The organism is Siminovitchia sp. FSL W7-1587 (genome assembly GCF_037963795.1).
Classification (GTDB): Bacteria; Bacillota; Bacilli; order Bacillales; family Bacillaceae_C; genus Siminovitchia; species Siminovitchia thermophila.
Genome location: NZ_CP150169.1, coordinates 2076522 through 2100541, shown reverse-complemented (window position 1 = coordinate 2100541; position 24020 = coordinate 2076522). Strand labels below are relative to the sequence as shown.

At 39.8% G+C, this 24020-nt stretch carries 19 protein-coding genes; 9 read left to right on the top strand and 10 right to left on the bottom strand.

Going from position 1 to position 24020, the window contains the following annotated elements:
• The first annotated feature begins 193 nt into the window (after positions 1 to 193).
• The 9 genes from NST31_RS09730 (at position 194) to NST31_RS09690 (ending at position 14643) form a co-directional block, all read left to right on the top strand.
• A complete protein-coding gene (locus NST31_RS09730) occupies positions 194 to 4363 on the top strand; it encodes an immunoglobulin-like domain-containing protein (RefSeq protein WP_339165280.1) in 4170 nt (1389 codons plus the stop codon).
• A 165-nt stretch (positions 4364 to 4528) separates the two neighbouring features.
• Positions 4529 to 5611: a putative 2-aminoethylphosphonate ABC transporter substrate-binding protein gene (locus NST31_RS09725; RefSeq protein ID WP_077110337.1), complete on the top strand. Its 1083-nt coding sequence runs from the start codon at positions 4529 to 4531 to the stop codon at positions 5609 to 5611.
• A 108-nt stretch (positions 5612 to 5719) separates the two neighbouring features.
• Positions 5720 to 6781, top strand: a complete 1062-nt coding sequence (locus NST31_RS09720) for an ATP-binding cassette domain-containing protein (RefSeq protein ID WP_205179970.1) — start codon at positions 5720 to 5722, stop codon at positions 6779 to 6781.
• A gap of 57 nt (positions 6782 to 6838) precedes the next feature.
• Complete coding sequence (locus NST31_RS09715) at positions 6839 to 8623, top strand: putative 2-aminoethylphosphonate ABC transporter permease subunit (protein ID WP_205179983.1); 1785 nt, start codon at positions 6839 to 6841, stop codon at positions 8621 to 8623.
• A gap of 15 nt (positions 8624 to 8638) precedes the next feature.
• Positions 8639 to 9778, top strand: coding sequence for an HAD family hydrolase (locus NST31_RS09710; RefSeq protein ID WP_077110335.1), 1140 nt, complete (start codon positions 8639 to 8641; stop codon positions 9776 to 9778).
• A gap of 215 nt (positions 9779 to 9993) precedes the next feature.
• Positions 9994 to 10755, top strand: a complete 762-nt coding sequence (locus NST31_RS09705; RefSeq protein WP_236017138.1) for a DeoR/GlpR family DNA-binding transcription regulator — start codon at positions 9994 to 9996, stop codon at positions 10753 to 10755.
• Between the two features lie 692 nt (positions 10756 to 11447).
• Positions 11448 to 11984 (top strand): STM3941 family protein, encoded by a 537-nt coding sequence (locus tag NST31_RS09700; RefSeq protein WP_077109951.1) that lies wholly within the window; start codon positions 11448 to 11450, stop codon positions 11982 to 11984.
• 126 nt (positions 11985 to 12110) lie between these two features.
• On the top strand, positions 12111 to 12968 hold the full coding sequence (locus NST31_RS09695) for a DUF6612 family protein (RefSeq protein ID WP_205179972.1): 858 nt from the start codon (positions 12111 to 12113) through the stop codon (positions 12966 to 12968).
• A 934-nt stretch (positions 12969 to 13902) separates the two neighbouring features.
• Positions 13903 to 14643, top strand: a complete 741-nt coding sequence (locus tag NST31_RS09690; RefSeq protein WP_077109953.1) for a 4'-phosphopantetheinyl transferase superfamily protein — start codon at positions 13903 to 13905, stop codon at positions 14641 to 14643.
• A gap of 591 nt (positions 14644 to 15234) precedes the next feature.
• Here NST31_RS09690 and NST31_RS09685 read toward each other — a convergent pair.
• From NST31_RS09685 to NST31_RS09640, 10 genes are all read right to left on the bottom strand, one after another.
• Entirely contained in the window at positions 15235 to 15597 is a 363-nt protein-coding gene (locus NST31_RS09685; protein ID WP_077113931.1) for a hypothetical protein, read from the bottom strand.
• 276 nt (positions 15598 to 15873) lie between these two features.
• A complete protein-coding gene (gene fabZ, locus NST31_RS09680) occupies positions 15874 to 16332 on the bottom strand; it encodes a 3-hydroxyacyl-ACP dehydratase FabZ (protein WP_339165277.1) in 459 nt (152 codons plus the stop codon).
• 2 nt (positions 16333 to 16334) lie between these two features.
• Positions 16335 to 17066: a PIG-L family deacetylase gene (locus tag NST31_RS09675; RefSeq protein ID WP_339165276.1), complete on the bottom strand. Its 732-nt coding sequence runs from the start codon at positions 17064 to 17066 to the stop codon at positions 16335 to 16337.
• Positions 17050 to 17967 (bottom strand): glycosyltransferase, encoded by a 918-nt coding sequence (locus tag NST31_RS09670; protein ID WP_339165275.1) that lies wholly within the window; start codon positions 17965 to 17967, stop codon positions 17050 to 17052. Before NST31_RS09670 ends, NST31_RS09675 begins: the two co-directional genes overlap by 17 nt.
• A 12-nt stretch (positions 17968 to 17979) precedes the next feature.
• Complete coding sequence (locus NST31_RS09665) at positions 17980 to 19017, bottom strand: BtrH N-terminal domain-containing protein (protein WP_339165274.1); 1038 nt, start codon at positions 19015 to 19017, stop codon at positions 17980 to 17982.
• On the bottom strand, positions 18983 to 20008 hold the full coding sequence (locus NST31_RS09660) for a hypothetical protein (RefSeq protein ID WP_339165272.1): 1026 nt from the start codon (positions 20006 to 20008) through the stop codon (positions 18983 to 18985). Before NST31_RS09660 ends, NST31_RS09665 begins: the two co-directional genes overlap by 35 nt.
• Entirely contained in the window at positions 19999 to 21063 is a 1065-nt protein-coding gene (locus NST31_RS09655; protein WP_077113925.1) for a BtrH N-terminal domain-containing protein, read from the bottom strand. The genes NST31_RS09660 and NST31_RS09655 overlap by 10 nt, the downstream gene beginning before the upstream one ends.
• 42 nt (positions 21064 to 21105) lie before the next feature.
• Positions 21106 to 22116 (bottom strand): Gfo/Idh/MocA family oxidoreductase, encoded by a 1011-nt coding sequence (locus NST31_RS09650; protein ID WP_077113924.1) that lies wholly within the window; start codon positions 22114 to 22116, stop codon positions 21106 to 21108.
• 12 nt (positions 22117 to 22128) lie between these two features.
• A complete protein-coding gene (locus NST31_RS09645; RefSeq protein WP_077113923.1) occupies positions 22129 to 22848 on the bottom strand; it encodes an ABC transporter ATP-binding protein in 720 nt (239 codons plus the stop codon).
• The gene (locus NST31_RS09640; protein WP_339165270.1) at positions 22841 to 23986 is read right to left on the bottom strand and encodes an FtsX-like permease family protein; all 1146 of its coding nucleotides are present in this window, start codon (positions 23984 to 23986) and stop codon (positions 22841 to 22843) included. The genes NST31_RS09645 and NST31_RS09640 overlap by 8 nt, the downstream gene beginning before the upstream one ends.
• Between the last annotated feature and the right edge of the window lie 34 nt (positions 23987 to 24020).

Here is a 24020-nt window from a genome sequence, read left to right as displayed (position 1 = left end):
GTTACTCAGCTTTCGTGCTTTGGCAATTCATTGAACTACTTGAATGATCTGTTAAAAAGAGCAGTGAAAATTAATAACAACAGCCAATGCGAAAAATGAGTAAAAAACAAATAAGACCATTACACCCACACATTTGTTTAGAAGGTCATCCAAGCAATTCCAAATCACACTCAATAAGGGAGAGTAACAAAACGTGATCAAAAAACAATCGATGTTCATGATGATGATGATTCTCTTGATGATCTTCAGTACATTGAATCTACATGTACTAAACGCATCGGCTGCGGATCAGAAAAGGCCTACAATCGATTTGAAAAGAACACTCGAAGCCCCAACGATTGATGGTTCCATTGATGAGCCAATGTGGAAGGTTAGTGAACCATTAACAAAACACATAGGAGAAGGAGAAGCTCCCGAAGCTACATTTGGACTTCTTTGGGATCAAGAATATCTTTATGTGGCAATGGACATGGTCGACGACACACTCGTTCATGATGGTAGTGGATACTGGTATCAACAAGATAATATTGGCTTGTTTTTAGACCCGACATTACATCAATCCAGTCCATATGTAGATAATGATTTGCAAATTGGGCTTGTTTATAAACCCAACTCAAATGAGCCAGACTTTTACTTTGGTGGCGCACCTATTGCCAATCATGATCCGGCAAATGAAAGCAAGATTAAAAGAGCTATTCAAACAACAGAAAAAGGTTGGTCTGTAGAAATAGCCGTACCGTGGGAAATGCTTGATTTTGATCCTAATACTTCTAAGAAATTAGGAATCGAAGTACATGCTGTTGACCGTGATAACAAATCTGAAGACGATTCTTCTGTAAGTGCATGGAGCGCATTTGAAAGATCCTCTTTCTGGAATGATACATATGGTTTTGGTGAAGCTATTTTAGTCACTGATATCCTTTCAGAAAATTTTGATGGACTAGAAGCAAAACTACAGCCTGCCAAAGATGAAAGCATTGATCCATCTGTTCTAGGCTGGACACATGAAACACCAGAAGGATGGGAAAAAATAAATGCGTCTAATATGCCTCAAGGTGTAACAGAATGGCAAGGTTGGAGTTTTGCAACGAGAGATTTTTGGATATCTGCTGATACGCAACTGCGTGAAGAATTCTCAAAAGGATCTGGTGTCATAGCTATAGCTGATCCAGACGAATGGGATGATCAAGGAAGCCCTGCTTCTCAAGGGCAGTACGATAGTACTTTAGTGTCTCCAAAGATGAATGTTAATGGCGGAGATACGCTTGATTTAAGCCTTGATACTCATTATCGCCAAGAGGGAGTTCAAACGGCATTAATCACGGCCAAATTTGATACTGGGGAAGAGCAACAGGTATTACGCTATGATCACAATGAGAACTCAGATAATAAAGGCATCGATGTTTTAAATAAAACAGAAATCAAAAAGATTAAAGTGCCTGATCAGGCAACATCGATGACACTTGAATTTAGATTATTTAATGCTGTCAATAATTATTTCTGGGCAATTGATAATATCCGATTATTGGAAAAAGCCTCATTGCCAGAATTAACATTACAAGGTGAAAATCCTTTAGTAATCGAACTCGGAAGTGAGTTTATTGATCCAGGAGTTACAGCATTTGATCAGTTAGATGGGGATTTAACCGATAAAGTGGTAGTGGAGCATGAAATTGATACATCTAACCCAGGAATATATGAAGTGACTTATAGTGTTACGAATAGTACCGGATTTACTGAATCTGTCACTCGAGAAGTAATGGTAACAGGCACAAATGCTAATGAAGGATTAAAGATGTCTATGTCTGTTATTAGTGATACCCATACCAATATAAAGAAAACAGAACGTGCTTTATGGGATTTAAATTTAATTAATCCTAATCAGCATGCAATGGTCGTGGTTGGAGATGTTGTGGATTCCAGTTATCAAAATCAATATGATGAAATGAAACAAGTGATGGCTGATAACCCGCGCCCTGATAACTTATTCTATACAATCGGCAACCATGAATATTATGGCACGAATACTGAAATGGGCAAGAAACGATTTTTAGATTTTACAGGCCTTGACACAGTGTACTACGAAAGAGAAGTAAATGGATATCCGTTTATTGTACTTGGTCAAGAGGAAGCAAAAGAACCCATTAATCTTAGTGACGCACAGCTTCAGTGGTTTGAAGACACAATGAAAAAACAAGATCCAAATAAACCGATTTTTGTTTTCTTGCACCAGCCACTGCCATTTACCATTAACGGAACATGGGATGTTGCGTACTATCGAGACGGTATTAATCAATATAAACAATTAAAAGAGACCCTTTCAAAATATCCGAATGCTATTGTTTTTTCGGGTCACCAGCATTGGGATTTGCGTTTGCCGGATATGTTTGGAAATCATGACGGCTTTTATCAAGTGAGTACTGGAGCAGTAATCAATACGTATGGTCCAGATGGTCAAGGCGGAGAGAAAGTGATTGATGGAACAGGCAGTACAGGATTATATGTAGAAGTCCATGACGATAAAGTCGTTATTAAAGGACGAGACTTTACGAAATCAGACTGGATAGATGAATACCAACATGTCATTCCTTTGAAAAATGTGGAGCAAGTTGATAAATCAACGCTAGAGTCTGTCATTGCCGAAGCCGACAAAGTCAATACAGAGAAGTATACAGAAGCAAGTGTCCAAGTTTTTGCAGAGAAATTAGCGGCGGCAAAAGAAGTAATGGCAAACGAATCCGCGCCACAATCAGAAGTGGATGGAGCTGTAATAGCGTTGCAAGACGCGATAAAAGCACTACAAGAAAAAGAAGCTCCTTCTGAAGAAGTTGACAAGTCAGCGCTAGAGTCTGTCATTGCCGAAGCAGACAAAGTCAATACAGAGAAGTATACGGAAGCAAGTGTCCAAGTTTTTGCAGAAAAATTAGCGGCGGCGAAAGAAGTAATGGCAAACGAATCCGCGCCACAATCAGAAGTGGATGGAGCTGTAACAGCGTTGCAAGACGCAATGAAAGCATTGCAAGAAAAAGAAGCTCCTGCGGAAGAAGTTGACAAGTCAACGCTAGAGTCTGTCATTGCCGAAGCCGACAAAGTCAATACAGAGAAGTATACAGAAGCAAGTGTCGAAGTTTTTGCGGAAAAGTTAGCGGCGGCAAAAGAAGTAATGGCAAACGAATCCGCAACACAATCAGAAGTGGATGGAGCTGTAACAGCGCTGCAGGACGCGATAAAAGCATTACAAGAAAAAGAAGCTCCTTCAGAAGAAGTTGATAAATCAACTCTCGAGTCTGTCATTGCTGAAGCAGACAAAGTCAATACAGAGAAGTATACAGAAGCAAGTGTCCAAGTTTTTGCAGAAAAATTAGCGGCGGCGAAAGAAGTAATGGCAAACGAATCCGCGCCACAGTCAGAAGTGGATGGAGCTGTAACAGCGTTGCAAGACGCGATAAAAGCACTACAAGAAAAAGAAGCTCCTTCTGAAGAAGTTGACAAGTCAGCGCTCGAGTCTGTCATTGCCGAAGCAGACAAAGTGAATACAGAGAAGTATACAGAAGCAAGTGTCCAAGTTTTTGCAGAAAAGTTAGCGGCGGCAAAAGAAGTAATGGCAAACGAATCCGCAACACAATCAGAAGTGGATGGAGCTGTAACAGCGCTGCGGGACGCGATAAAAGCATTACAAGAAAAAGAAGCTCCTTCAGAAGAAGTTGATAAATCAACTCTCGAGTCTGTCATTGCTGAAGCAGACAAAGTCAATACAGAGAAGTATACAGAAGCAAGTGTCCAAGTTTTTGCAGAAAAATTAGCGGTGGCAAAAGAAGTAATGGCAAACGAATCCGCGCCACAATCAGAAGTGGATGGAGCTGTAACAGCGCTGCAGGACGCGATAAAAGCATTACAAGAAAAAGAAGCTCCTTCAGAAGAAGTTGACAAAAAAGCACTTGAGTCTCTCATTAAAGGGTCAGAAAAAATGAATACAGATAAGTATACACCAGAAAGTGTGCAAGTATTTTTGGAGAAGTTATCTGCCGCCAAGGAAGTGCTTCATAAGGAAAATGCTACCCAGTCTGAGGTAGACGGAGCACTAAAAGCATTACAAGACGCGATGACCCAATTAGTAGTCAGTGAAGAGCCGAAAGTTGACAAGCCAAAAGTTGACCAACCAACTACGAATGAAAAAGAGAGCGGAAATAAAAAAGTAAATAAAACATATGATAAGCAACAACAAGAGAAAGGGCATAAAGGTAGTCAATTACCTAATACGGCTACTTCTATGTTTCATTGGGCTCTCGCAGGATTTCTTCTCGTCGGTATTGGAGGATTAAGCGTGTATATTGCCAATAAAAGAAAGAGATTGAAAGGATAATATCCTATATAAGTATGGAATGGGACGAGCGATCCATATAATATATGGTCGCCCCCTCTTCCATACAAAATGCCCATCACCAAGTTATATAAGGTGGGGAAAGTGACTATTTCACTTTCGTAGAATCCACCTCAACAAAACACTTATGTAGAAAGGTCTAATACGATGAAAAAACCAATTTTGTTACTAATTGCAGTCTCGCTATTCGCATTGATCATAGCTGGATGCTCTGGAGGATCGAAAGATTCGAAAGAAACCTCAGGAAAAGAAGCAAGCGATTCAGGGAAAAAAGAAAAAATCACCGTCTATTCTTCCTATGAAACAGAAGAGTTAGAAGAGTATATGAAAAGATTTGAAGAAGCACATCCGGAAATTGAAGTAGATTTGGTACGTGACTCTACTGGTGTAACGACCTCCAAGCTATTAGCGGAAAAAGATAATCCCGTGGCTGACGTAGTGTTTGGAGTAGCTGCAAGCAGCTTGTTATTTTTAGAGGAACATGATCTATTGGAAGGATATAATCCAAAAGGCATCGAGCGTTTAGAACCTAAGTTTAAAGACCAAGTCAATGATCCCGCACTTTGGACCGGAAACGACGCTTTTGTCGCAGCGATTGCTGTCAATACGCAAGAATTAGAGCGCTTAGGTGTAGAAGCTCCTAAGTCTTACAAAGATTTATTAGATCCAAAATATAAAGACTTAATCGTTATGCCAAACCCCGCATCTTCAGGAACCGGATTTTTAATGGTTAATGCTTGGCTGCAAATGTTTGAGGAAGAAGGCGGTTGGGAGTTCATGGACGGATTACATAAAAACATGAATCAATATGTACATTCCGGTTCAAAACCAGCAAAAGCCGTAGCTAGAGGAGAGTTTCCAATCGGTTTAACGTTTGCGTATCCAGTCATAAGCGAAATTGAAAAAGGAGCACCTGTTGAATTGGTTTTACCGTCAGAGGGTTCTGGTTGGGAAATCGAAGCCAATGCTCTTGTTAAAAAACCTGAAATCAAGGAAGCGGCTAAAACATTCTTAGATTGGGCAATCAGCGATAACGCGATGGAAGGATATCAACAATATCACGGTGTAGTTGCCGTTAATGTGGACACGAAAGCAAATGAAGGATTTCCGGAAAATATCATTGACCAAATGATTGATAACGACTTTAGCTGGGCCGCTCAAAACCGAGAAGGCATACTGGATGAGTGGTTAAAGCGCTACGACGAAAAGAGCGCGCCTGAAGAAGAATAATAACAGTGGCGAAGAGGCATTCCGATTATCCGGATTGGAGTAGAATACTTCTTTATTCCGAGGTACCGGATGCCTCTTTTTTCTTACCTGATAGAAGGAGGGAAAAAGATGGATTTTTTAAAAATCCAACATGTAACGAAAACATATGGAAATTTTGTCGCATTATATGATATCAATTTCACAGTGGAAAAAGGCGAGTTTGTCTGTTTACTAGGTCCGAGCGGATGTGGGAAAACAACATTGCTTAGAATAATCGCCGGCTTAGAACAGCCGAATGCCGGTTCGAAAATAGTGATGGGAGGCCAGGATGTAACAAAGTGGCCGCCGCATAAAAGAGACTTCGGGATCGTCTTCCAATCTTATGCGTTATTTCCGAATTTGACGGTTGCCCAAAATATCGCTTACGGATTAAAGAGCAAAAGGTTGAGTAAAAGTGACATAAAGGAGAAGGTGCAAGAATGCCTTGCGCAAGTCAATTTAGAACGTGTGCGTGATCATTATCCGACACAGTTGTCGGGTGGACAGCAACAGCGTGTCGCTTTGGCACGCGCGTTAGCCTTGTCGCCAAGCTTTCTTTTACTGGATGAGCCTTTATCAGCTTTAGATGCGAAGGTGAGAATGCATCTCAGGATGGAAATTCGACATCTTCAAGAACAGCTTGGAGTGACAACGATAATGGTTACCCATGATCAGGAAGAAGCCTTATCAATGGGAGATAAAATCGTTGTCATGAACGATGCTTGTATTGAGCAGATTGGTTCTCCCATTGAGGTTTACGAACAGCCGATCACACCGTTTGTAGCCGACTTCATTGGAACAGCCAATTTCATTAAAAACGCGTTAGGCTCTGTTGTGGCTATTCGTCCTGAAAACATCGTCATGAGTGAAATAGAGTCGGAAGATAGCATCAGAGCAGTCGTGGAAGCAGTGGAGTTTCGCGGTTCGTTAAGTCGGGTTTATTTACAGTTAGAGAAAAATAGCGACATACAATTGGAAAGAAATTTATTAGTGGTTGATCTGCCTATCAATCAAGCAAGAAATGTAGTGATGCAAAAGGGTAAAGAAATGTTTGTTACATTTTTTCAAGACAGATTGATTACATATGACCAAAGTGGGCGCAGTGAGGGCGGATATAGTATGCCGGCAAGCAGTGGAATTTCATTTTTTTAAGGAGTAAGAGAGTATATGGTAAACAAAGAACAGTTGCTCTATCCTGCACAATCAGCCATGAAACGGAAGATTCGTCATAAAAAGGTAAGGCAGCAATCAGGGTGGATTGACCGCCTGCAAAAACTACTGATCATTTTAATGGTTCTTGGTCTCGTCATTGCGATTGTTCTGCCGCTGTTACAGCTCGTTATGAAAGCATTATCGAATGAACAAGGACAGTTTATTGGATTCGCAAACTTTATCGAATATTTTTCCACACCCTCTTTAGTAAAGTCAATGTACAATACGTTGTTTATTGCGATTACAACGGGTGTCATTTCAGTCATGCTCGGCTTTACATTTGCTTATGCGGTGACAAGAACGGAAATGAGATGGAAAACGATTTTTAAATACATTGCTTTTATTCCTTTATTTGCTCCAACCATGACTTACGGAATCGGGTTAATTAATTTATTCGGAAATAATGGAGTCGTTACAACAGGGTTTTTTGGTTTATTTGAGTCTATGTTCGGTGTAAATGCAGGAGTGGATATTCATCTGTACGGGCCGGTCGGCATTATTATTTCGGAAGTGTTTTATACGTTTCCACAAGCTTTTTTACTATTAAGCATTTCACTTGCGACAACGGATTATCGCTTATATGAAGCGGCAGATACATTAGGCGCGGGACCGATCAAAAAATTATTCACCGTTACACTGCCTAGTGTAAAGTACGCCTTATTTAGTTCGTTTATTATTTCGTTTATTTTAAGCTTTACAGATTTTGGCGCTCCGGTTGTAGTGGGCGGGCAGTATAATGTGATGGCTACGGATATTTACCAGCAAGTAGTGGGGCAGTTCAAGATGTCAATGGGGGCAACTGTAGGTCTTATTTTGATCATCCCTGCCGTCATCGCTTTTATTGCCGACCGGATCATCCAAAGAAAACAGAGTACGGTGATTTCCGCAAAATCTGTACCTTATAAAATAAAGCCGAACCGTCTGCGTGATCGTTTATATTTTATATATTGTTTGATCATTTCAGGGTCTGTTTTATTGCTGATGGCAGCAGTATTATTGCCCGCAATCAGTACATATTGGCCATATAATTTATCACTGACATTCGATCACTTCTTGTTTAAGCGCGCCTCCACAACCGGAATTCAACCATATATAAATAGTTTATGGATTGCTCTTCTGACTGCTGTTTTAGGAACAGCGATTGTTTTTTTCAGTGCTTATTTGATTGAAAAATCACGGTCCTTTAAGGCAATCAGGCAAACGGCTTATTTCCTTTCGATCATTCCTTTGGCGCTGCCGGGATTGGCGATTGGTCTGGCGTATATTTTCTTTTTTAATCAAGCGGCGTTAGCGATTCCGTTTACCGATTTGAGCATACCGAACCCATTTAATATGTTATACGGCACGATCTGGATTCTTGTATTGGCCAATATCGTCCATTTTTACTCGGTCAACTTTTTCACGGCCAATACGGCATTGAAAAAGTTGGATCATGAATTTGAATCGGTTTCCGAGTCGATGAATGTCCCTTTTTATAGGACATTTACGCGAGTCACCATGCCTATGTCATTTGCGGCCATTGTGGAAATGTTCGTGTACTTCTTTATTAACTCGATGACGACGATATCAGCGATTATCTTCTTATATACTTCTCAAACAAAACCAGCTTCTGTGGCCATCGTAACGATGATGGATGAAGGTAATACGGAGTCTGCCGCGGCGATGTCAATCATCGTGATTGTCACGAACATACTCGTTAGATTAGGTTATGAATTTTTTACCAAGAAAATAAAAAAGCGCATGAATGCTTGGCAAGAAGCATCAAGAAGCAAAGCCGGCTAGGAAGGAGCGTTCAATATGGTTAAAACAATATTGTTTGATGTAGATGGCGTATTTTTAAGTGAGGAGCGTTGTTTTGATGCAACCGCATTATCCATTTGGGAATTAGTTTACAATCCACTATATTTAGGGCTTTCGGGAGATACCTTTACCGTCTCCCCAACAGAGGAAAACATCCGCCGTATTCGCGAACATGTCTTATCAAACGATGCGATATTGCAATTTGTAAAAGATCGTGGTATTAATTCGAATTGGGATATGGTGTTTTTAACTTTTTCTCATCAACTCGTGCGATTATTATACGAGCTCTCATTAGAACGACGTGAATTCGTAGAGTCGATATTACAGCGGCCTATCGATAAAGATCGTTTGCGGGAAATTGGGGAAGCATGTAATGAAAGCAACATTTCATTTATTCCAAATTATGATGAGTTCGTTCGGGATTTTCAGCAAACAGATGTTGAGCAACAGGACCTACTATTGTATGTGAATGATTTGGCCAGACATTGGCTGGGAATAGATGATGATCTTTTTCCGATAAACAATCCTTTGTGGGAATTGGGACGGAAAGTGTACCAAGAATGGTATTTAGGGGATCCATATTATGAGCAATCAGAAAGAGAGCGTCCATATACTTTGGGGAAAAATGGATTTCTTGAAGATGAAATAGCACTCGCCAATGTAGAAGACATTCGCTCCTTTTTACGCGATTTGCGGGAAAAAGGGTATTTATTGGGGATCGGTACTAGCAGACCCTATCTGGAATGTAAAATTCCGTTTCAAAGGCTTGGATTCTGGGAGTACTTTCATCCAGAACATGTTGTGACGGCAACGGATGTGAGCGAGGCGGAGCGTAAATTTCCCAATCAAGTACCACTTGGCAAACCGAAACCATTTACGTACGTAAAAGGGTATAAAGGAAGAAAAGTGGCGGATGAAAAAGTATTGTCCATACCATTGCCCATTCACAAGGGCGAGGATGTTCTGATCATTGGTGACTCAGTGGCAGATTATATGGCGGCGCAGTCGATGGGATGTAAAATTGCTGCTATTTTAACTTGTTGTTTATCAGGTAAAGCGTCACGTTCAATGTTTGAAGCACTAAATGCCGACTATATTTTTGATGATGTCCTGCAATTACGCGAAATCCTATTGTAATGAAAGGGAGAAGCATGTAAGGGAGGGATTGTCTAATTAAGGGCAGTCCTTTCGCCCATGTTCACATGATAAAGCGTTCGCAAGCATAAAAGGTTCATGATAGCGCTAGATTTTTATGTTTGCTCAGGAAGTCTTATTTTATAATTAAGATATAAAAATTGAAATTAGCTAGTTCATGTATCCAGAGGAGATAAATCGAATGGGGGCCAGTTGGATTGAATAAAGAAGAAAGACATATGTTTATTGTAAAACAGCTAGAAGTACACGACAAAGTGTTAGTAATGGATTTGGCAAATGTACTTAACGTTACTCCGGAAACGATTCGAAGAGATTTGGCAGAGCTTGAAATGAATGAACAACTGACTCGTATTCACGGAGGAGCCGTTCCCTTTATCCCGACGCAAAGAGAAATGATTTATGAGAAGAAAATGTCCTTATATCTTGAGGAAAAGAAACGGATAGCAAAGCGGGCGGCTGAGCTGATACAACATGGAGATACGATCGCATTGGATTTGGGCACGACAACCGTACATATAGCCGATATGATTGAAGATGTACAATCGTTGACCGTCGTAACCAATTCATTAAGTGCCGCCATTCGCTTTAATTTAGCACTCGAGGAGCGACGGATTTCTGGACAGGTGATCATGTTGCCAGGCATTACAAATCCTTATCAAGCATCTGTGAAAGGAACGGCCACAGTGGAATTTTTAAAGAGATTTAATTTTACCCGAGCGTTTATCTCCTGTGGAGGCTTTACAACCAATGCGATTTATGACTTTGATATGGATGAATCTCTTGTTTCGGAAACGATGATCCAATGCAGTAAAGAATCAATCTTACTTGCCGATGCGTCAAAATTCAATAAAAGGTCCAACTTTAAAATTTGCCCGTTGTCCAATATTTCAACGGTTATTTGTAATGAAGAAAAACCAGTTGAATGGGATGAACAAAAATGTGCTTGGATCATGGCATAGTTGCTTCGATTCAGAAGTTGCAGAGGCATTTACAGTTCGCATTTCGCGGACATTATGAGGTTTGTTTGATGCAACAGAAAAAAGGTGATCAGCGGCCGACCCCATTATCCGCTGTTCGTAACCTGCCGGCTTGATTTCATGAAGGTTAAGCAAGCTCCCTCAATCTTCTACATGCGGAGCAAAAAATTCTGATTGAATTGATAAACATAAAACCGCATGAACTCAGGGTTTTTAAGCTTGATTTCATGCGGTTCATGATGCTAAAAAGGTTCCGGCCTCCACATTTTTAAGTTCCACCTCTTCACATTCTGAATAAATAGTATGTTATTCAGTGTCATTGGCATATAACCAATTCGTAAGAGTTTCCGCAATTTAGGCATTTCCTACCAATTTTATCGGTTGTATTCCCTTGTTCATTCAAGAAAAACTTGAAAAAAGCAATGAACGTCCGCAACTTTTCGGCATGACAACACGGTGGTTGCTGCAAAACAAACGACGATTGAAGCCAAGCCATAAAAATATCGAAGTAGAAATCCAGTTTCAGGCTTGCGACATGCCCAATAAGACATACAACAAACAAGATGGAACGAACAGATCTTTTAGGATGGTCCTTTTGGGGGATTTATGTTTTTATCGAAAACAATTAAGCTGTATAAGTATGGAATTTTTTGCTAGCTCAGAGAGGGATGTTGATGAATCATTTTGTCATTATGCCAAAAATGAAGAAGATTCTCATGCTGGCAGCTTTGTCACTGATTTTTGTCGTCCTTGGAATTGTACTTTTATTCATATCTTTTAGCGTAAAGGCTGAAGAATCAGCCTGGCTGACTCTTGCAAGTATTCTACCGATTGTTATTTTTGGGCTTTGTTTCATTTATTACTTAAAAATATTTATCAAACGGGAGCCGGCCGTTATTATTTCTGCTGAAGGAATTGTCGATCAATCTAGTTTTATCGGAGCCGGGATCGTAAAATGGGATGAAATAAAGGAAATTCAGTTTGTCAGCTTTTCGGGTCAGATTTATCTTGGTATTTCTACTTTTGACCGCGAATTGATCATCAACCGGACGACGGGTATTAAGAAGCTATTTAACCAGGTAAATAAAGGACTCATGGAAACACAAGTTAACATACCCGTTAAAATTCTGGCCTGCTCCTTGGATGAAATGCTGAAGGTAATAAACGAATATTGGGAATGGGCTATGCAAGAGCGGAATTCAAAAATATAATACCAGCACCGAGTTTCCTTTTATGCCATTAGAACCAATTTTTACAAATATGAAACAAAAAGACTCTTAAATCGTACTTAATAATGGGCAGCCTAGCGTATAACATCATTTAAGGAGCTGACTTTCATGAAGAAAGCATTAACAATCATATTAGGAGCCATGCTTATGCTGGTGGTGTCGGCATGTAACCAAACAGCGGAGCCAGTCGAAAAAGATGGAAAGACTGAAACGACAAAAAAAGAACAAGATCTCACACTGGAAGAAGTTTATAAGAAGGTTGAGGAAGCAAACAAGGATATCAAAAGCTTTGAAAGTAATATTACCATGAATCAAAAAGTTGATGCAGGCGGGGAGAAGCAGGAAATCAAGTCGGATATGGCCATGGAATTTATCATGGAACCAATGACATTACATCAAAAAATGACTATGTCTATTGGGGAAGAAAAACAGGAATTGGATGCTTATCTGACAAAAGACGGTTTCTACGTGTATGAGCCGAATCAAAAAACGTGGTTGAAGCTCCCGTCTGAACTTTCAAGTCAAATCTTGCAAATGTCCGAAGGACAAACGAACCCTTCTGAGCAATTAAACCAATTAAAACAATTTGTTGATGACTTTGAATTTAAACAAGATGAAAAAAGTTATATATTGACTTTAAAAGCATCCGGTGAAAAATTCGATCAGTTTTTAAAAGATAATGTCAAGGCCACAATGCCTCCTGACATGCAGGATGAAGCAGCGATGAGCGATGTGACATTCAATCAAGTTGACTACGAGCTATTTATTGACAAAGAAACATTCTATTTAACCGCGTTGAACATGGTAACAGATATGGATACGGATGTAAACGGACAGAAAATGAACATGAATCTCGATATGAAATCCACTTACAGCAACTATAATAAAGTAGAAAGCATTGAAGTGCCAAAAGAAGCATTGGAAAACGCGCAGGAAGTTAATTTGAATGAGATGGGCGGACAATAAATCTCACTCATAGAGGGGCTGTTTAAACAGCCCCTCTTGCCATATGGGGCTGGGACACAACAAAATCAGCTAATGAAAAAACGAACAATAAAGTGAAACTTCTTTCAGTAGGGCTCCTACTGAATGTTAGTTAAACGAATCGGGCATTTAGGTGCCGTTATCTCCCACTTACCTTTTGTATCAACACTGGTCTTGAAGTGGGAGTCTTAAGGGATAAATTGTCCTAGTGTATCATACGCAAGCTTTTAGCGAAGTCAAAATAGGTAGACTCCTGCGGGAGTAGCTCGAGCTGAAGATCCCGCAGAAAAGCGGCCTTTGCTTTCCGAGGAAGCTGAAGAGACCTGCGGAAAGCGAAATATGTTGACGTAGCGATGATAGGGATTTTTTTAACACAAATAAACCGAACAATTATAAATGAATTGTTCGGCTTTTGCTATTTCGTATTTGCTTATGTCCCAGCCTCTGCCATATAATACCCCATATGAATAGATTTTGATAGTGACTATGCGACAACTGCAGTCGTACTTTATATAAGAGGATAGCTAATGACGCAAATAAGGAACTGTGATCGCACTCGATTAAATGACTTGTAAAGCAACAGCACAATCGTCACAGTTGTCCAGTGTGACTGGCCATTTTGTCGCGCAGCACAATAAAGCGGGAACAAACTATAGTGGTATGATCAATAAGCGCATTAATGATGTGACTTTGATATGAAATCGGGTCTGTTACTTTTTATTTACCTACCACTAATAAAAAACAGTTTTTACCTTTGAAAATGCTGCTCTTGGTGAGTATCGACACCGAATGTAAGGTTTCAGTGTCAACATCCTGTCCCCAACAGCACTTCCTTGATCATCAGCGCTTTCATCTGAAAATTTTAACCATATAAGTTGAGATTTCTCATTTTTTATTCGCTGAAGGAGTGGTCTGATTGCAAGTTTATTTTATTCGTCTGTCCAAGACATCAACGATCGATCCATATAAGCGTTTGTTCCCATTACTAGACAGGAATAAAAAAGAAACAATGTCTAACCTTAAGATGGAAAAGGATAAGGTTCGTACAGTGCTAAGCCATCTATTCGTCAAATATTTACTTGCAAAAGAACTAGATTGTAAGATGGAGGATGTACAATTTTCATATAGTAAATATAAAAAACCTTACCTTGTATCGCATCTTAATTGCTCCTTTAATATTTCTCATTCAGGTGACATGATTGCCATCGCAATCGCAAAGGAAGAGGTAGGTATCGACTGTGAACAATATAAAAACTTAGACTATGTGGAACTTGCCAAACAATTTTGCGTTCCTGAAGAGTATAGCTACATCATTCAGAGCACGAATGTGGAAGAAGCTTTTTATAAAATGTGGACGTTAAAAGAGAGTTATGTAAAAGCAATTGGAAAAGGTCTGCACGTATCTTTAAAATCATTTTCGTTCTCAATTGATGGAACTAGCATTTATTTTTACCAAGGTGGGAACAAAAGTAGTGCGTATCATTTTTATAGTGAAAAAATCCAGGACAACTATCATTTTGCGCTCTGTTCTCGGGTACCGATGAAGCAAGAGCAAATCAATTTTCATTCGTATGATCAATCTGAGGTGAATGATATGCTGTTGGAAGGAGTAGGTAATTCGTATTCATGTTATTCTCAGTCAACACATGAGTTTTAAAATAAAAATCAAATCCTATTCACATGACAAAAAGAGACTGGGCCACAACTAAATCAGCTGATGAAAAAACGAACAATAAAGTGAAACTTCATTCAGTAGGAGCTTTCTTCCATCTCCTACTGAATGTTAGTTGAACCAATCGGGCATTTAGGTGCCGTTATCTCCGACTTAGCCCTTTTGTATTCACTCAAGATTTTGAAGTGGGAGTCTTACGGCACCTTACATGCGGGAAAAATTGTCCCAGTGTATCATACGCAAACTTTTAGCGTAGTCAAAATAGGTAGACTCCTGCGGGAATAGCTCGAGCTGAAGATCCCGCAGGAAAGCGGCCTTTGCTTTCCGAGGAAGCTGAAGCCGGGCCCGCGGAAAGCGAAATATGTTGACGTAGCGATGATCGGGATTTTTTTAACACAAATAAACCGAACAATTATAAATGAATTGTTCGGCTTTTGCTATTTCGTATTTGCTTATGTCCCAGCCGCTTCCTTGAACAAGGCATTTCGCCAAAAATAATACGCAAAACGTTATTTGCCGTACGGATACGAGTCCATAAATAAAATAAATTGACAACAACCCTATCCTCTTTAGCTACTATTCTTTTCGCAACTTCCAGGCTGGAATTAAAGAATGAAAGCGAAAGAGTGAACTGGCAATAACGTGGATGATCACATAAATAAACAATGTTAATGCATATGTAATAAACCAGGTGTACGTCGTTTCATTTAGAAAAACATATAGTAAAGTCATTCCGATTGGAAAAGGTGTTATAATGATTAACCACATTGGCGCGTGGATTTTTTCTACAAAGGCGCCCGCTAAAACAACAGTAGCACCAATGACGATTGTTTGCCAGATAAATAATTTGTGCGCAATGATAGCATCTCCCAAAAAATAAGCTGCACTTGTAAGCAAAATAGCGAGCAATAATTTCAAGACATAATTTTCGGAACCCACAGCAATTCATCTTCTCCTCTTGTATGATGATTCATTCGTTTTAAATCTTTATGCGCAATCCATCGTCTTTAACGTGTTGTAGGACAAGCTTCTTTTGTGGCGTAAGTTTTGATGATCCAGCACTGTCGATGGCATGATCAAAAGTGGCAAAGCAAATATGGAACAGTCGTTGGTGCAGCCGCTCGTAAGCCAACTCCTATTATGTTTGCCATCCGTTAACGAAAGACCAGTAAGCTTCAACTAGATTTCGTATTTATTGATGTGCCTATCCTATCATTATTTTTCAAAAAGGGCATTACTTCCTTGAGCTGGTCTTCTTTCATTGGCAGTTTCATCAAAATAATACGTCACTTCTGCTTTTGCCACAATTTTTTCCTCAACCTTCCCTGTCACAGCTACTTTTGCATATTTACCAAACTCTTTCATTAACGTAGCTTCGGTCATGAGTCGATCACCAGGTGTAACAAACTCCGTGAACTTTGCGTTGTCAACAGCAACGAGGAAGCCTTTCTTTCTTTTAGAGAACATTAGTCCACCAACTTGCGCCATCGATTCGATAATGAATACGCCCGGAAAAATTGGATTTTCAGGGAAGTGTCCTGAAAAGTATGGCTCGTTAAAGGTTATGTTCTTATATCCTTTTATACGTTGATCTACTTCTAGTTCAACAATTCGGTCAACGAGTAAAAAGGGGTAGCGGTGATTCAGTTTCGTCATAATTTCTTTTATTTCCATCGTCATTCTCCTTGTCGTCTGCGCACATTATTCTTATATTCTTGTTCATCTGAATGATAAAAAGCTTCTATATATTCAATGCCCGGCAATGGTACCGTTGCGACGCGATATTTATTTAGTCCTTCCATTATTTTATCATAGGGGATGAGTTGTAATTGGGACTCATAAAGCAACATTAATTCTCTTTTTCGCTCAAATTCATTAGAAATGTTGATGACGATATTCGGTGAGACAGGAGACCAGACTTCGTATTGCCATATGTTCCGTCCTTGTTCTGGTAAACTGTTCAATGCTTCAAAAAATAAGATATTCGTCATAAAATGATCCCGATGAGAATCGTCAAGATGCGGCAAATATATATCGGTTGGGTTATACGATTCTATCTTATTTCTCATCCATTGAATTTTACTTTGTTCTGGAATGTACTCACCATCTTTACATTTTAAAAAAGAGTAATCTGCACTTAGCACGTTGCAGAGGTTGATTGCCTCTTTTTCCCTTACTCGTATTGTTTCTTCAATCGACTGTTCTCTCGTTCGCCCTTTGCTGCCATCGGTAATAAAAACGATATGGACTTTGTTTTCATAATCCCTATGCTTTAAGAGACTGCCACCGGCGCCAATTACTTCATCGTCGGGATGGGGGGCTAAAACAAGCACTTTTTTGCCTTTTTGTATGTTTACAAGTTGTGGGCGTTTATGTCTTTGTACGAATGTATCAATGATGTGTTGCATGAAAATGTCCCTTACTTTCTTTATCGGTTAAATGCTTATTGGGCTTGAAAAATAGTGGCTCCTCATGCACAGCAGGCTCACGTTTCATCGTTTGGCGATATAATTCATTCATCGAAATTTTCCCAGTCACATAATCTACATATGCTTTTACTTCAGGGTGAAGACCTGTTTTTTTATAAAAATATAAGACATTTTCTAATATTTGTGTGCGATTTATTTTTTTGCGATGGTCAAGATGGTACGCTTTTGCCTGTTTTAAAAATTGAAATGTACCGCCTTCTTGATAAAACCGGAAAGCGAGCTCATGATCTTCCACACCCCAACCTTTAAAACGTTCATCAAACCCGTTGACTTGTTTAAATAATGTGATTGGAAATGAAACATTGGCCGCAACCATGCATGTCCATGAAATATCGTTTCCTTCGTTGTTCCACTTTTGAAAATAACGTCCTAAATTGACGAGGAAATCTTCTTGTTCAAATGGGTCCAATTCATGGAAAGTAAGACAAGTTTGCTTTCTATGAAATAGATCGTCAACATATTCATTCGGAATATTAATGATTTCGCCGATATATATGGCTTCTTTTTGCTGTTGGGCTGCTAAATGGGCACAAATAAAATGAGGGGTTACGACCATATCGTCATCTAAAAAAAGGACATATGTCGAGCGTGCATGGTTGATTCCTGTATTTCTTGCCGCGCTTCTCCCCCTATTTTCTTGATGAATGGGAACTAACCAAGAATAGTCCAACTCGTCTAACCACTGTTTTGTGCCGTCTGTCGAACCATCATTTACGACATATACGGTCGTATGTTCTATTCGTTCTTGTTTTGCCAAATTTTCCAGTGTCACTGCCAATCGTTCACGTTGGTTAAATGTTGGGATAATAATACTTAGCATCGAAACACTTCCTCAGCCCCAATTCTCAGAAATGGCGAATAGTCGATGAATCGCTTGTTTCTCTTTGGCATATATTTCTTCTGTTAACGTTTCATTTTCCCGACTGCCAGAAAAAATTCCGCTGTTTGGATCTTCACTTCCTTCAAATAGAAGGGTGGCCAGTTCGGACCATAGGGTCGCTAACTGTAAATAATCTTTCGCCACCTCTCGTAACGCCTCATCATGAATAGAATGGGCAGCTTTTTTTAGAAAACGGCTGAACATTTTACGAAATGCGCCTTTACCGGTACCGCCAATTTCTAATGAAACATATGAAGCATAAGCGAGCTTTCTGCGATCTTCTTCTTGAAATAAATATGGCCAGTTCGGAACCGCCCGTAAAAAAGCTTTCAATCCTTCCATCCCATGAAACTTGTTCCAAGGGGAAAGCATACGGTACACATTCATCTGAATTCCTTTTTTAATGGCTGTTTCCAAAGGCACAGTAGAGTTAGGGAAGATAAACTCGTACCATAAGTTACGAGCTGGTGCTAACCCGTTAAACGAATTCCAAGCTTGAAAAAAATCTTCTCGTTTCATTCGTTGCGGTTCTAGCCACAGATATTCATATAAAAAGACTTCATCTGTTTTACGATCATAACCGCCGAATACTGCTTTATGGCCACCATGAGACGATGTTTCCGGCCATTTCAATGCCTCAGTTAAATAAGCCAGTTTACTAATATCAAGGTCAACAATAACCGGCTCATTGGCTGCCTTTTTTTTCATTAAATGTTCCAATGCCATGTCACTATCGGGCTCATGGGATAACTTCGCATATATTCCAAGCATTTCACATAAATTAAGTTCTAAATCATCACTTCTACCGAAGACGAGATATTGCTCGATGCTTTTCCCCCGTGTATACGTAAATCCTAAGCCGCTACCAATCCCAAAACAGAGTTCTTCGGAAAGATCTATATTTTCGCCACTTAATATGTTGGCCATTGCTGTAGTGATACAGTGAATTCCTCTTTTATGTTGGTAGGGAGATTTTGTGCTGGCAGACATGACAACCACCCGCCTTCTTTTTTCTCTTTGCTAGTTTCTCTACTGCTAATGTTTCAATCTCCATCATGTTTTCAATCGAATCGGTATCAACCATCGACATCTCTAAGTCTTTTAAAATCTTTTTCCAATATGTAGCGGCTAACTTATAAAGTTTTGCCGCTTCTTCCACATAGGAGCTTTCGATATGTTTGTTTGCTTCCTGTAAAAATTGACCATACCAAGTCCTGCCAAAGTCGCCGCCTAATGTTTCAGCACTTAATAGGACAGCTTCTATTGAGAGTTCAGCCGGATGGTGTGCCGCATCATAAAAAAATGCGCGCATATGTTCATGTGGAGTTCCGTACCCACTCCAACCTGTTGAACGTTGGATATGGCGATCGATGGAATGGCCATAAAGCCAATGAAGTGAAATGTCGTTACTCGGGAAAATAATATCTGCCCAACGATGGCAATACTTGTTTAAGATGCGTTCAAATAACTCTACACGAAGGTAAAGGGGTATGTTTTTTGTATGAATATAGCATTGGACAAGTTCATCATTAATGGCAGTAACGATACATTTTGTCACTGGTTCATCTAATGTTGTGCGTAACGCTTCTTCTTCGTCGCATTTTGCCTGAGGAAAAACATGCAAGGGAACCGTCACCAAAATGGGGGCTTTCCATATTGACAAATAGTTCTTCATTTCTCTGATCGCATGCTTTCCAGACAAAGAGAAACGACGATTAATCCACGTGCCGGTACTTGTGGCAAGGTCTTGTAAAAGATCAAAGGAATGACTGCCTAAGACGAGACAATGGTTGCTTCTTTTTTTATAAAAAAATCCTGGTCCGGAAGCGAGTCCAAATAAAAGCGGTTCAGATAATGTTACTTGTTTCAATTTCCCAAAATGTTGTTGGTGGTAGCGAAAAATCGTTGTTAATAAACTTAAATGTGGATGAACCCCGGGAATAGGAGACACTTCAAACAAATGATTGTTGTTTACAGCCACTTATCTGAAGCCTCCTCTAGCAATCGAATCGCTTCCTTTTCTTTCATCACAATTTCATCAGCAAGATGACTGAATGCTTCTGTGAAAAATACGTTATACTCTTTCTTTTTATAGGCTTCTAACATGGTTTTAATGATCTCGTCCCAGTGCTTTGCCAGCTTGCGATACATATTAGAGGCGCGGACTAAGTTTTCTTCATGTAAATAATCATCTGCTTCACGTAGAAAGCGCGCGTACATTTTTCTAAACAGCCCGCCGCCTGAAATGCTATTTTGGATATGGACGGTGAAGATACTTAACTCTAGACGCTCTGGATGAAGAATTTCCGGCCATTTCGTTATTTCTTCACGCCAAAGTTGTATACCACTTAAGCCGCTACATTCAACATCTGTCCCGTATAAGGAAAATGCCGGATACTTCATTAGTTGGACATTTTTAATAATGGCCATTTTAAGTGCCTTTTTCATATGTTGAATTTGCCGGGGTGGATCAATATAAAACCATTCATTTTCTGACGGGTATAATTCTGCCGATGAACGAATGTGCTGAAACACGTCTAAAGGAATTGTAACTGGTTCTTCAATCACATTTTCGATAATGGTTGCTGTATTTTTATCTTCATCGTAACCGATTAAAATGACTTTATGTCCACCCATTGAAAGACCGAATGTTTCCGCAATCGGATTTGTATCATGGATTTTAGAAACATCGATATCACAAGCGACAGGGATGTGCCGATCAACGAGTTCTTTCACGGTTTGCCACGCAAACTCTCGGTCATGCGTTCGTTTAAATGTAATCTTTATGCCAAGTACACTGCAAAGTTCTACAAAAGGTGTTTCTGTACGTCCTGTAATGACGGTTAGCGGCGCACGATACTGTCTGTCAACTACTTCTTTGCCGCCATGATGGTAAACAAAGTGCAGCCCGCTTCCTAATCCGAAACACATAGGTTCGGAAAATGGATAGCCGTAAAATTCAAGCATGTCTCTGATCGGTGCTGAACCACAGTTTAGTCCCAGGCGGTGCGTATCAAAATCAATTAATGTGGACATCACTATTCCCCCTGTGATGATTGATCTAAAACTTCCGGTTAACTAGATGACCACTCGTTGTTGTTCTATTGATTGGACAACTATGGATAACGCATCGAGTGCTTCTTCTCCAGTTACAGGAGGTGTTTCATCGTATAAAATACTGTTAATAAAAGAGGTAATTACTTGACTTCTGCCTGGCATTTTTCTTTCATATTCGAGTATGTCAGGCAATTCATACTTAATTGATGTACCATCCCGATACTGGATGATAAGTGGATAATCGGGATCATCTTCTAGCCGAATGACTCCATTTTCCCCATATATGATGGTTGAAAAGTCGGGTTTTATATAATTCCAACTTGCTGTAATCGATCCGATGATCCCGTTGTCCATTTTTACTGCCAAAACGGCTTCATCTTCAATCTCTGTTTGTGTTCGTGACAAGGAGCCGATCATAGACTGGACATCGACTATTTTTGCCTGGAGCAAAAATTGTATTAAATCAATTTTATGTATGGCCAAGTCACCTAACACGCCAAAACCTTCTTGTTTAGGTTGTGTGTAAAAACAATCGTTTCCATCAATACTCCATTGCTCGGGTCCGCTATGGCCGAATGTCGCTTGAAACGAATATATTCGTCCAATTGCTCGTTCTGCTATTAGTTTTTTCGCTTGCTTATGTGATGGAACGAAGCGTTGATTATGAGCGACCATTAACTTTACGCCATTCGCCTTGGCTGTTTCAACGATAGCGCAGGCATCATTTAGATTTGTCGCAATCGGTTTTTCGACTAAAATATGTTTGCCGGCACGGGCTGCATAGATTGCGGCTGGAGCATGTAAATGATGGGGCAGTGAAATAATAACTGCGTCTAGTGCCGGGTCATTTAACATATCCTCGTAATTTGCAAATGCTTTTGTGCGATATGTTCTGGCAAACTTTTGCACTCGTTCTTCATTTACATCACAGACGCCAAAGATCGTTACGTGCTCATTATCTCGACATTCGGGGAGATGACGAATTTTTGCAATCGTACCACAACCGATAATTCCGACTTGAATGGTTTTCATCTTTCTTTTCCCCTAACGGTAATAATATTTTTTTAATTGTTCTACGTCGTTTGTATTCGTTTCAAGTAATTCTCCATCTTTTAAAACGAGTTGTTGATTGGCAATGGAAGCAATTTCCAAGTCGTGGGTGACAATAATAATGGTTTTTCCTCGTTTATGTAATGCTTTAAAAATGTCTAACACTCCCGCGCCTGATTTACTATCTAAGCTACCGGTGGGTTCATCAGCTAAAATTAAGTCGGGATCTTTACTTAATGCTCTTGCAATCGATACCCTTTGCCGTTGTCCGCCAGATAAGTCTGCGGGATAATGTTGAAGGTATGTACCTAAGCCAACGCTATTTAATGCTTCGATTGCTGTTTTTTTTCGCTGTTTTTTATCCTTTTTGCTAAATGACAATTGCAACATGACGTTATCAAGGATGTTCATTACCGGAACAAGGTGAAAACTTTGAAAAATAAAGCCGATATTTTCCGCTCTTATTTTTGTTTGTTCATAGTTTGATAGCTGATTCACATTTAATCCCTTGAATGTTAAAGAACCATCGGTTGGATGATCAATTAAACCGAGTAAATTGAGTAACGTACTCTTTCCGGAGCCGGATGTGCCGATAATTGCCGTGAACGAACCTTTCTGAATGGTAAAGCTAGCTTTTTTCAAAGCTGAGACTCCGACTTTTCCCATCTGATATGTTTTAGATAATTGGTTTGCTTCGATTAAACAATCACTCATATCGCAAAGCCTCCTGTGGTTGAATACTGACGGCTTTTATTCCAGGGTAGAGGCTTGACAAAATACCGACAAGTACAGCCATGACGATAGAAGTTACTGCTATTTTTACGGTAATAAATTCTGGTGCTGTAAATATAAACCGCATGATAAGATATCCGCCGATGACGCCAAGAATTCCACCGATTAAACTCATGCACAGCGATTCAAGGATAATAATTTTTGTGATGTCCCATTTTTGAGCACCGATTGCGCGCATGACACCAATTTCTTTCGTCCGCTCCATAATGGCGAGCGTCATAACGATTAAAATGACAATTACAGCAACGGCGATGACAGTGCCTAAAATAGTGTTCATGAACATTTTAGTGCCAGCAAGAGATTGGTTAATATTGTCGGCAATATTTCCTTGTGTCATTACTTCAACGTCTTTAAAATCGGTTTCGATTGTTTTTGACAACGTATCAATTTGTTCGATTGATTTTGCAGTTAGCAACAAGGTTGAGTATGTGGTTTCTAATGCAAAGACTTTTTGTAATTGATCAATGGGCGCTAGCACCATCGGATCAGTAACTCGATTTCCTTTTTTCAAAAGACCGATTACCTCAAATGTTTCACCGGAAATATCTATTTTTTCACCAATATTGTTTACTTGAAAAAATTGAGCTGCGCCAGCGCCGAGTACTACTTGTTTTTCACCTTCAGCAAGTTCCATGGAACCTTTTTTAAGGTCAACATTCTCTCCGGTATAGGCCGTCTCTTTTCCGCTGGAAACACCGACTGCTAATGCTTGAGGCGGCATGTTGGGCGCGGTTGCTCCCGCAATCGGCCGAAAAATAATCGGTGTACTTAAATCTGTATTTACTTTGGCATCGACAGACTTGAGAATGTCGTCACCTGTTTTACTTGAAATCGTACTGTTAATCGGTGGGAAATCTTCTCCGGCACTAGAAGACGCACTAATATTTTTCACATACATTTGCCCCGCATATTTAGCCATTTCTCCTTCTAAGTCGGCGACTGTATATTCTACAATCGAATAAATGACGGTAAACATTTGAATACATACCATAATCGCGAATACCGTTAAAACCGTCCGTATTTTTCTTTTACGGATGTTTTGAAAAACATATTTAAGCATAAAGGAACCTCCAAAAGATGTTTGGCACGGCACG

Coding starts and splice junctions, on each gene's coding strand:
- NST31_RS09655 (WP_077113925.1), bottom strand. CDS start 21,063: ATGTCCACATTAATTGATTTTGATACGCACCGCCTGGGACTAAACTGT.
- NST31_RS09675 (WP_339165276.1), bottom strand. CDS start 17,066: ATGCAACACATCATTGATACATTCGTACAAAGACATAAACGCCCACAA.
- NST31_RS09725 (WP_077110337.1), top strand. CDS start 4,529: ATGAAAAAACCAATTTTGTTACTAATTGCAGTCTCGCTATTCGCATTG.
- NST31_RS09715 (WP_205179983.1), top strand. CDS start 6,839: ATGAAACGGAAGATTCGTCATAAAAAGGTAAGGCAGCAATCAGGGTGG.
- NST31_RS09640 (WP_339165270.1), bottom strand. CDS start 23,986: ATGCTTAAATATGTTTTTCAAAACATCCGTAAAAGAAAAATACGGACG.
- NST31_RS09645 (WP_077113923.1), bottom strand. CDS start 22,848: ATGAGTGATTGTTTAATCGAAGCAAACCAATTATCTAAAACATATCAG.
- NST31_RS09695 (WP_205179972.1), top strand. CDS start 12,111: ATGAAGAAAGCATTAACAATCATATTAGGAGCCATGCTTATGCTGGTG.
- NST31_RS09720 (WP_205179970.1), top strand. CDS start 5,720: ATGGATTTTTTAAAAATCCAACATGTAACGAAAACATATGGAAATTTT.
- NST31_RS09700 (WP_077109951.1), top strand. CDS start 11,448: ATGAATCATTTTGTCATTATGCCAAAAATGAAGAAGATTCTCATGCTG.
- NST31_RS09665 (WP_339165274.1), bottom strand. CDS start 19,017: ATGTCTGCCAGCACAAAATCTCCCTACCAACATAAAAGAGGAATTCAC.
- fabZ (WP_339165277.1), bottom strand. CDS start 16,332: ATGGAAATAAAAGAAATTATGACGAAACTGAATCACCGCTACCCCTTT.
- NST31_RS09650 (WP_077113924.1), bottom strand. CDS start 22,116: ATGAAAACCATTCAAGTCGGAATTATCGGTTGTGGTACGATTGCAAAA.
- NST31_RS09710 (WP_077110335.1), top strand. CDS start 8,639: ATGGTTAAAACAATATTGTTTGATGTAGATGGCGTATTTTTAAGTGAG.
- NST31_RS09670 (WP_339165275.1), bottom strand. CDS start 17,967: ATGCTAAGTATTATTATCCCAACATTTAACCAACGTGAACGATTGGCA.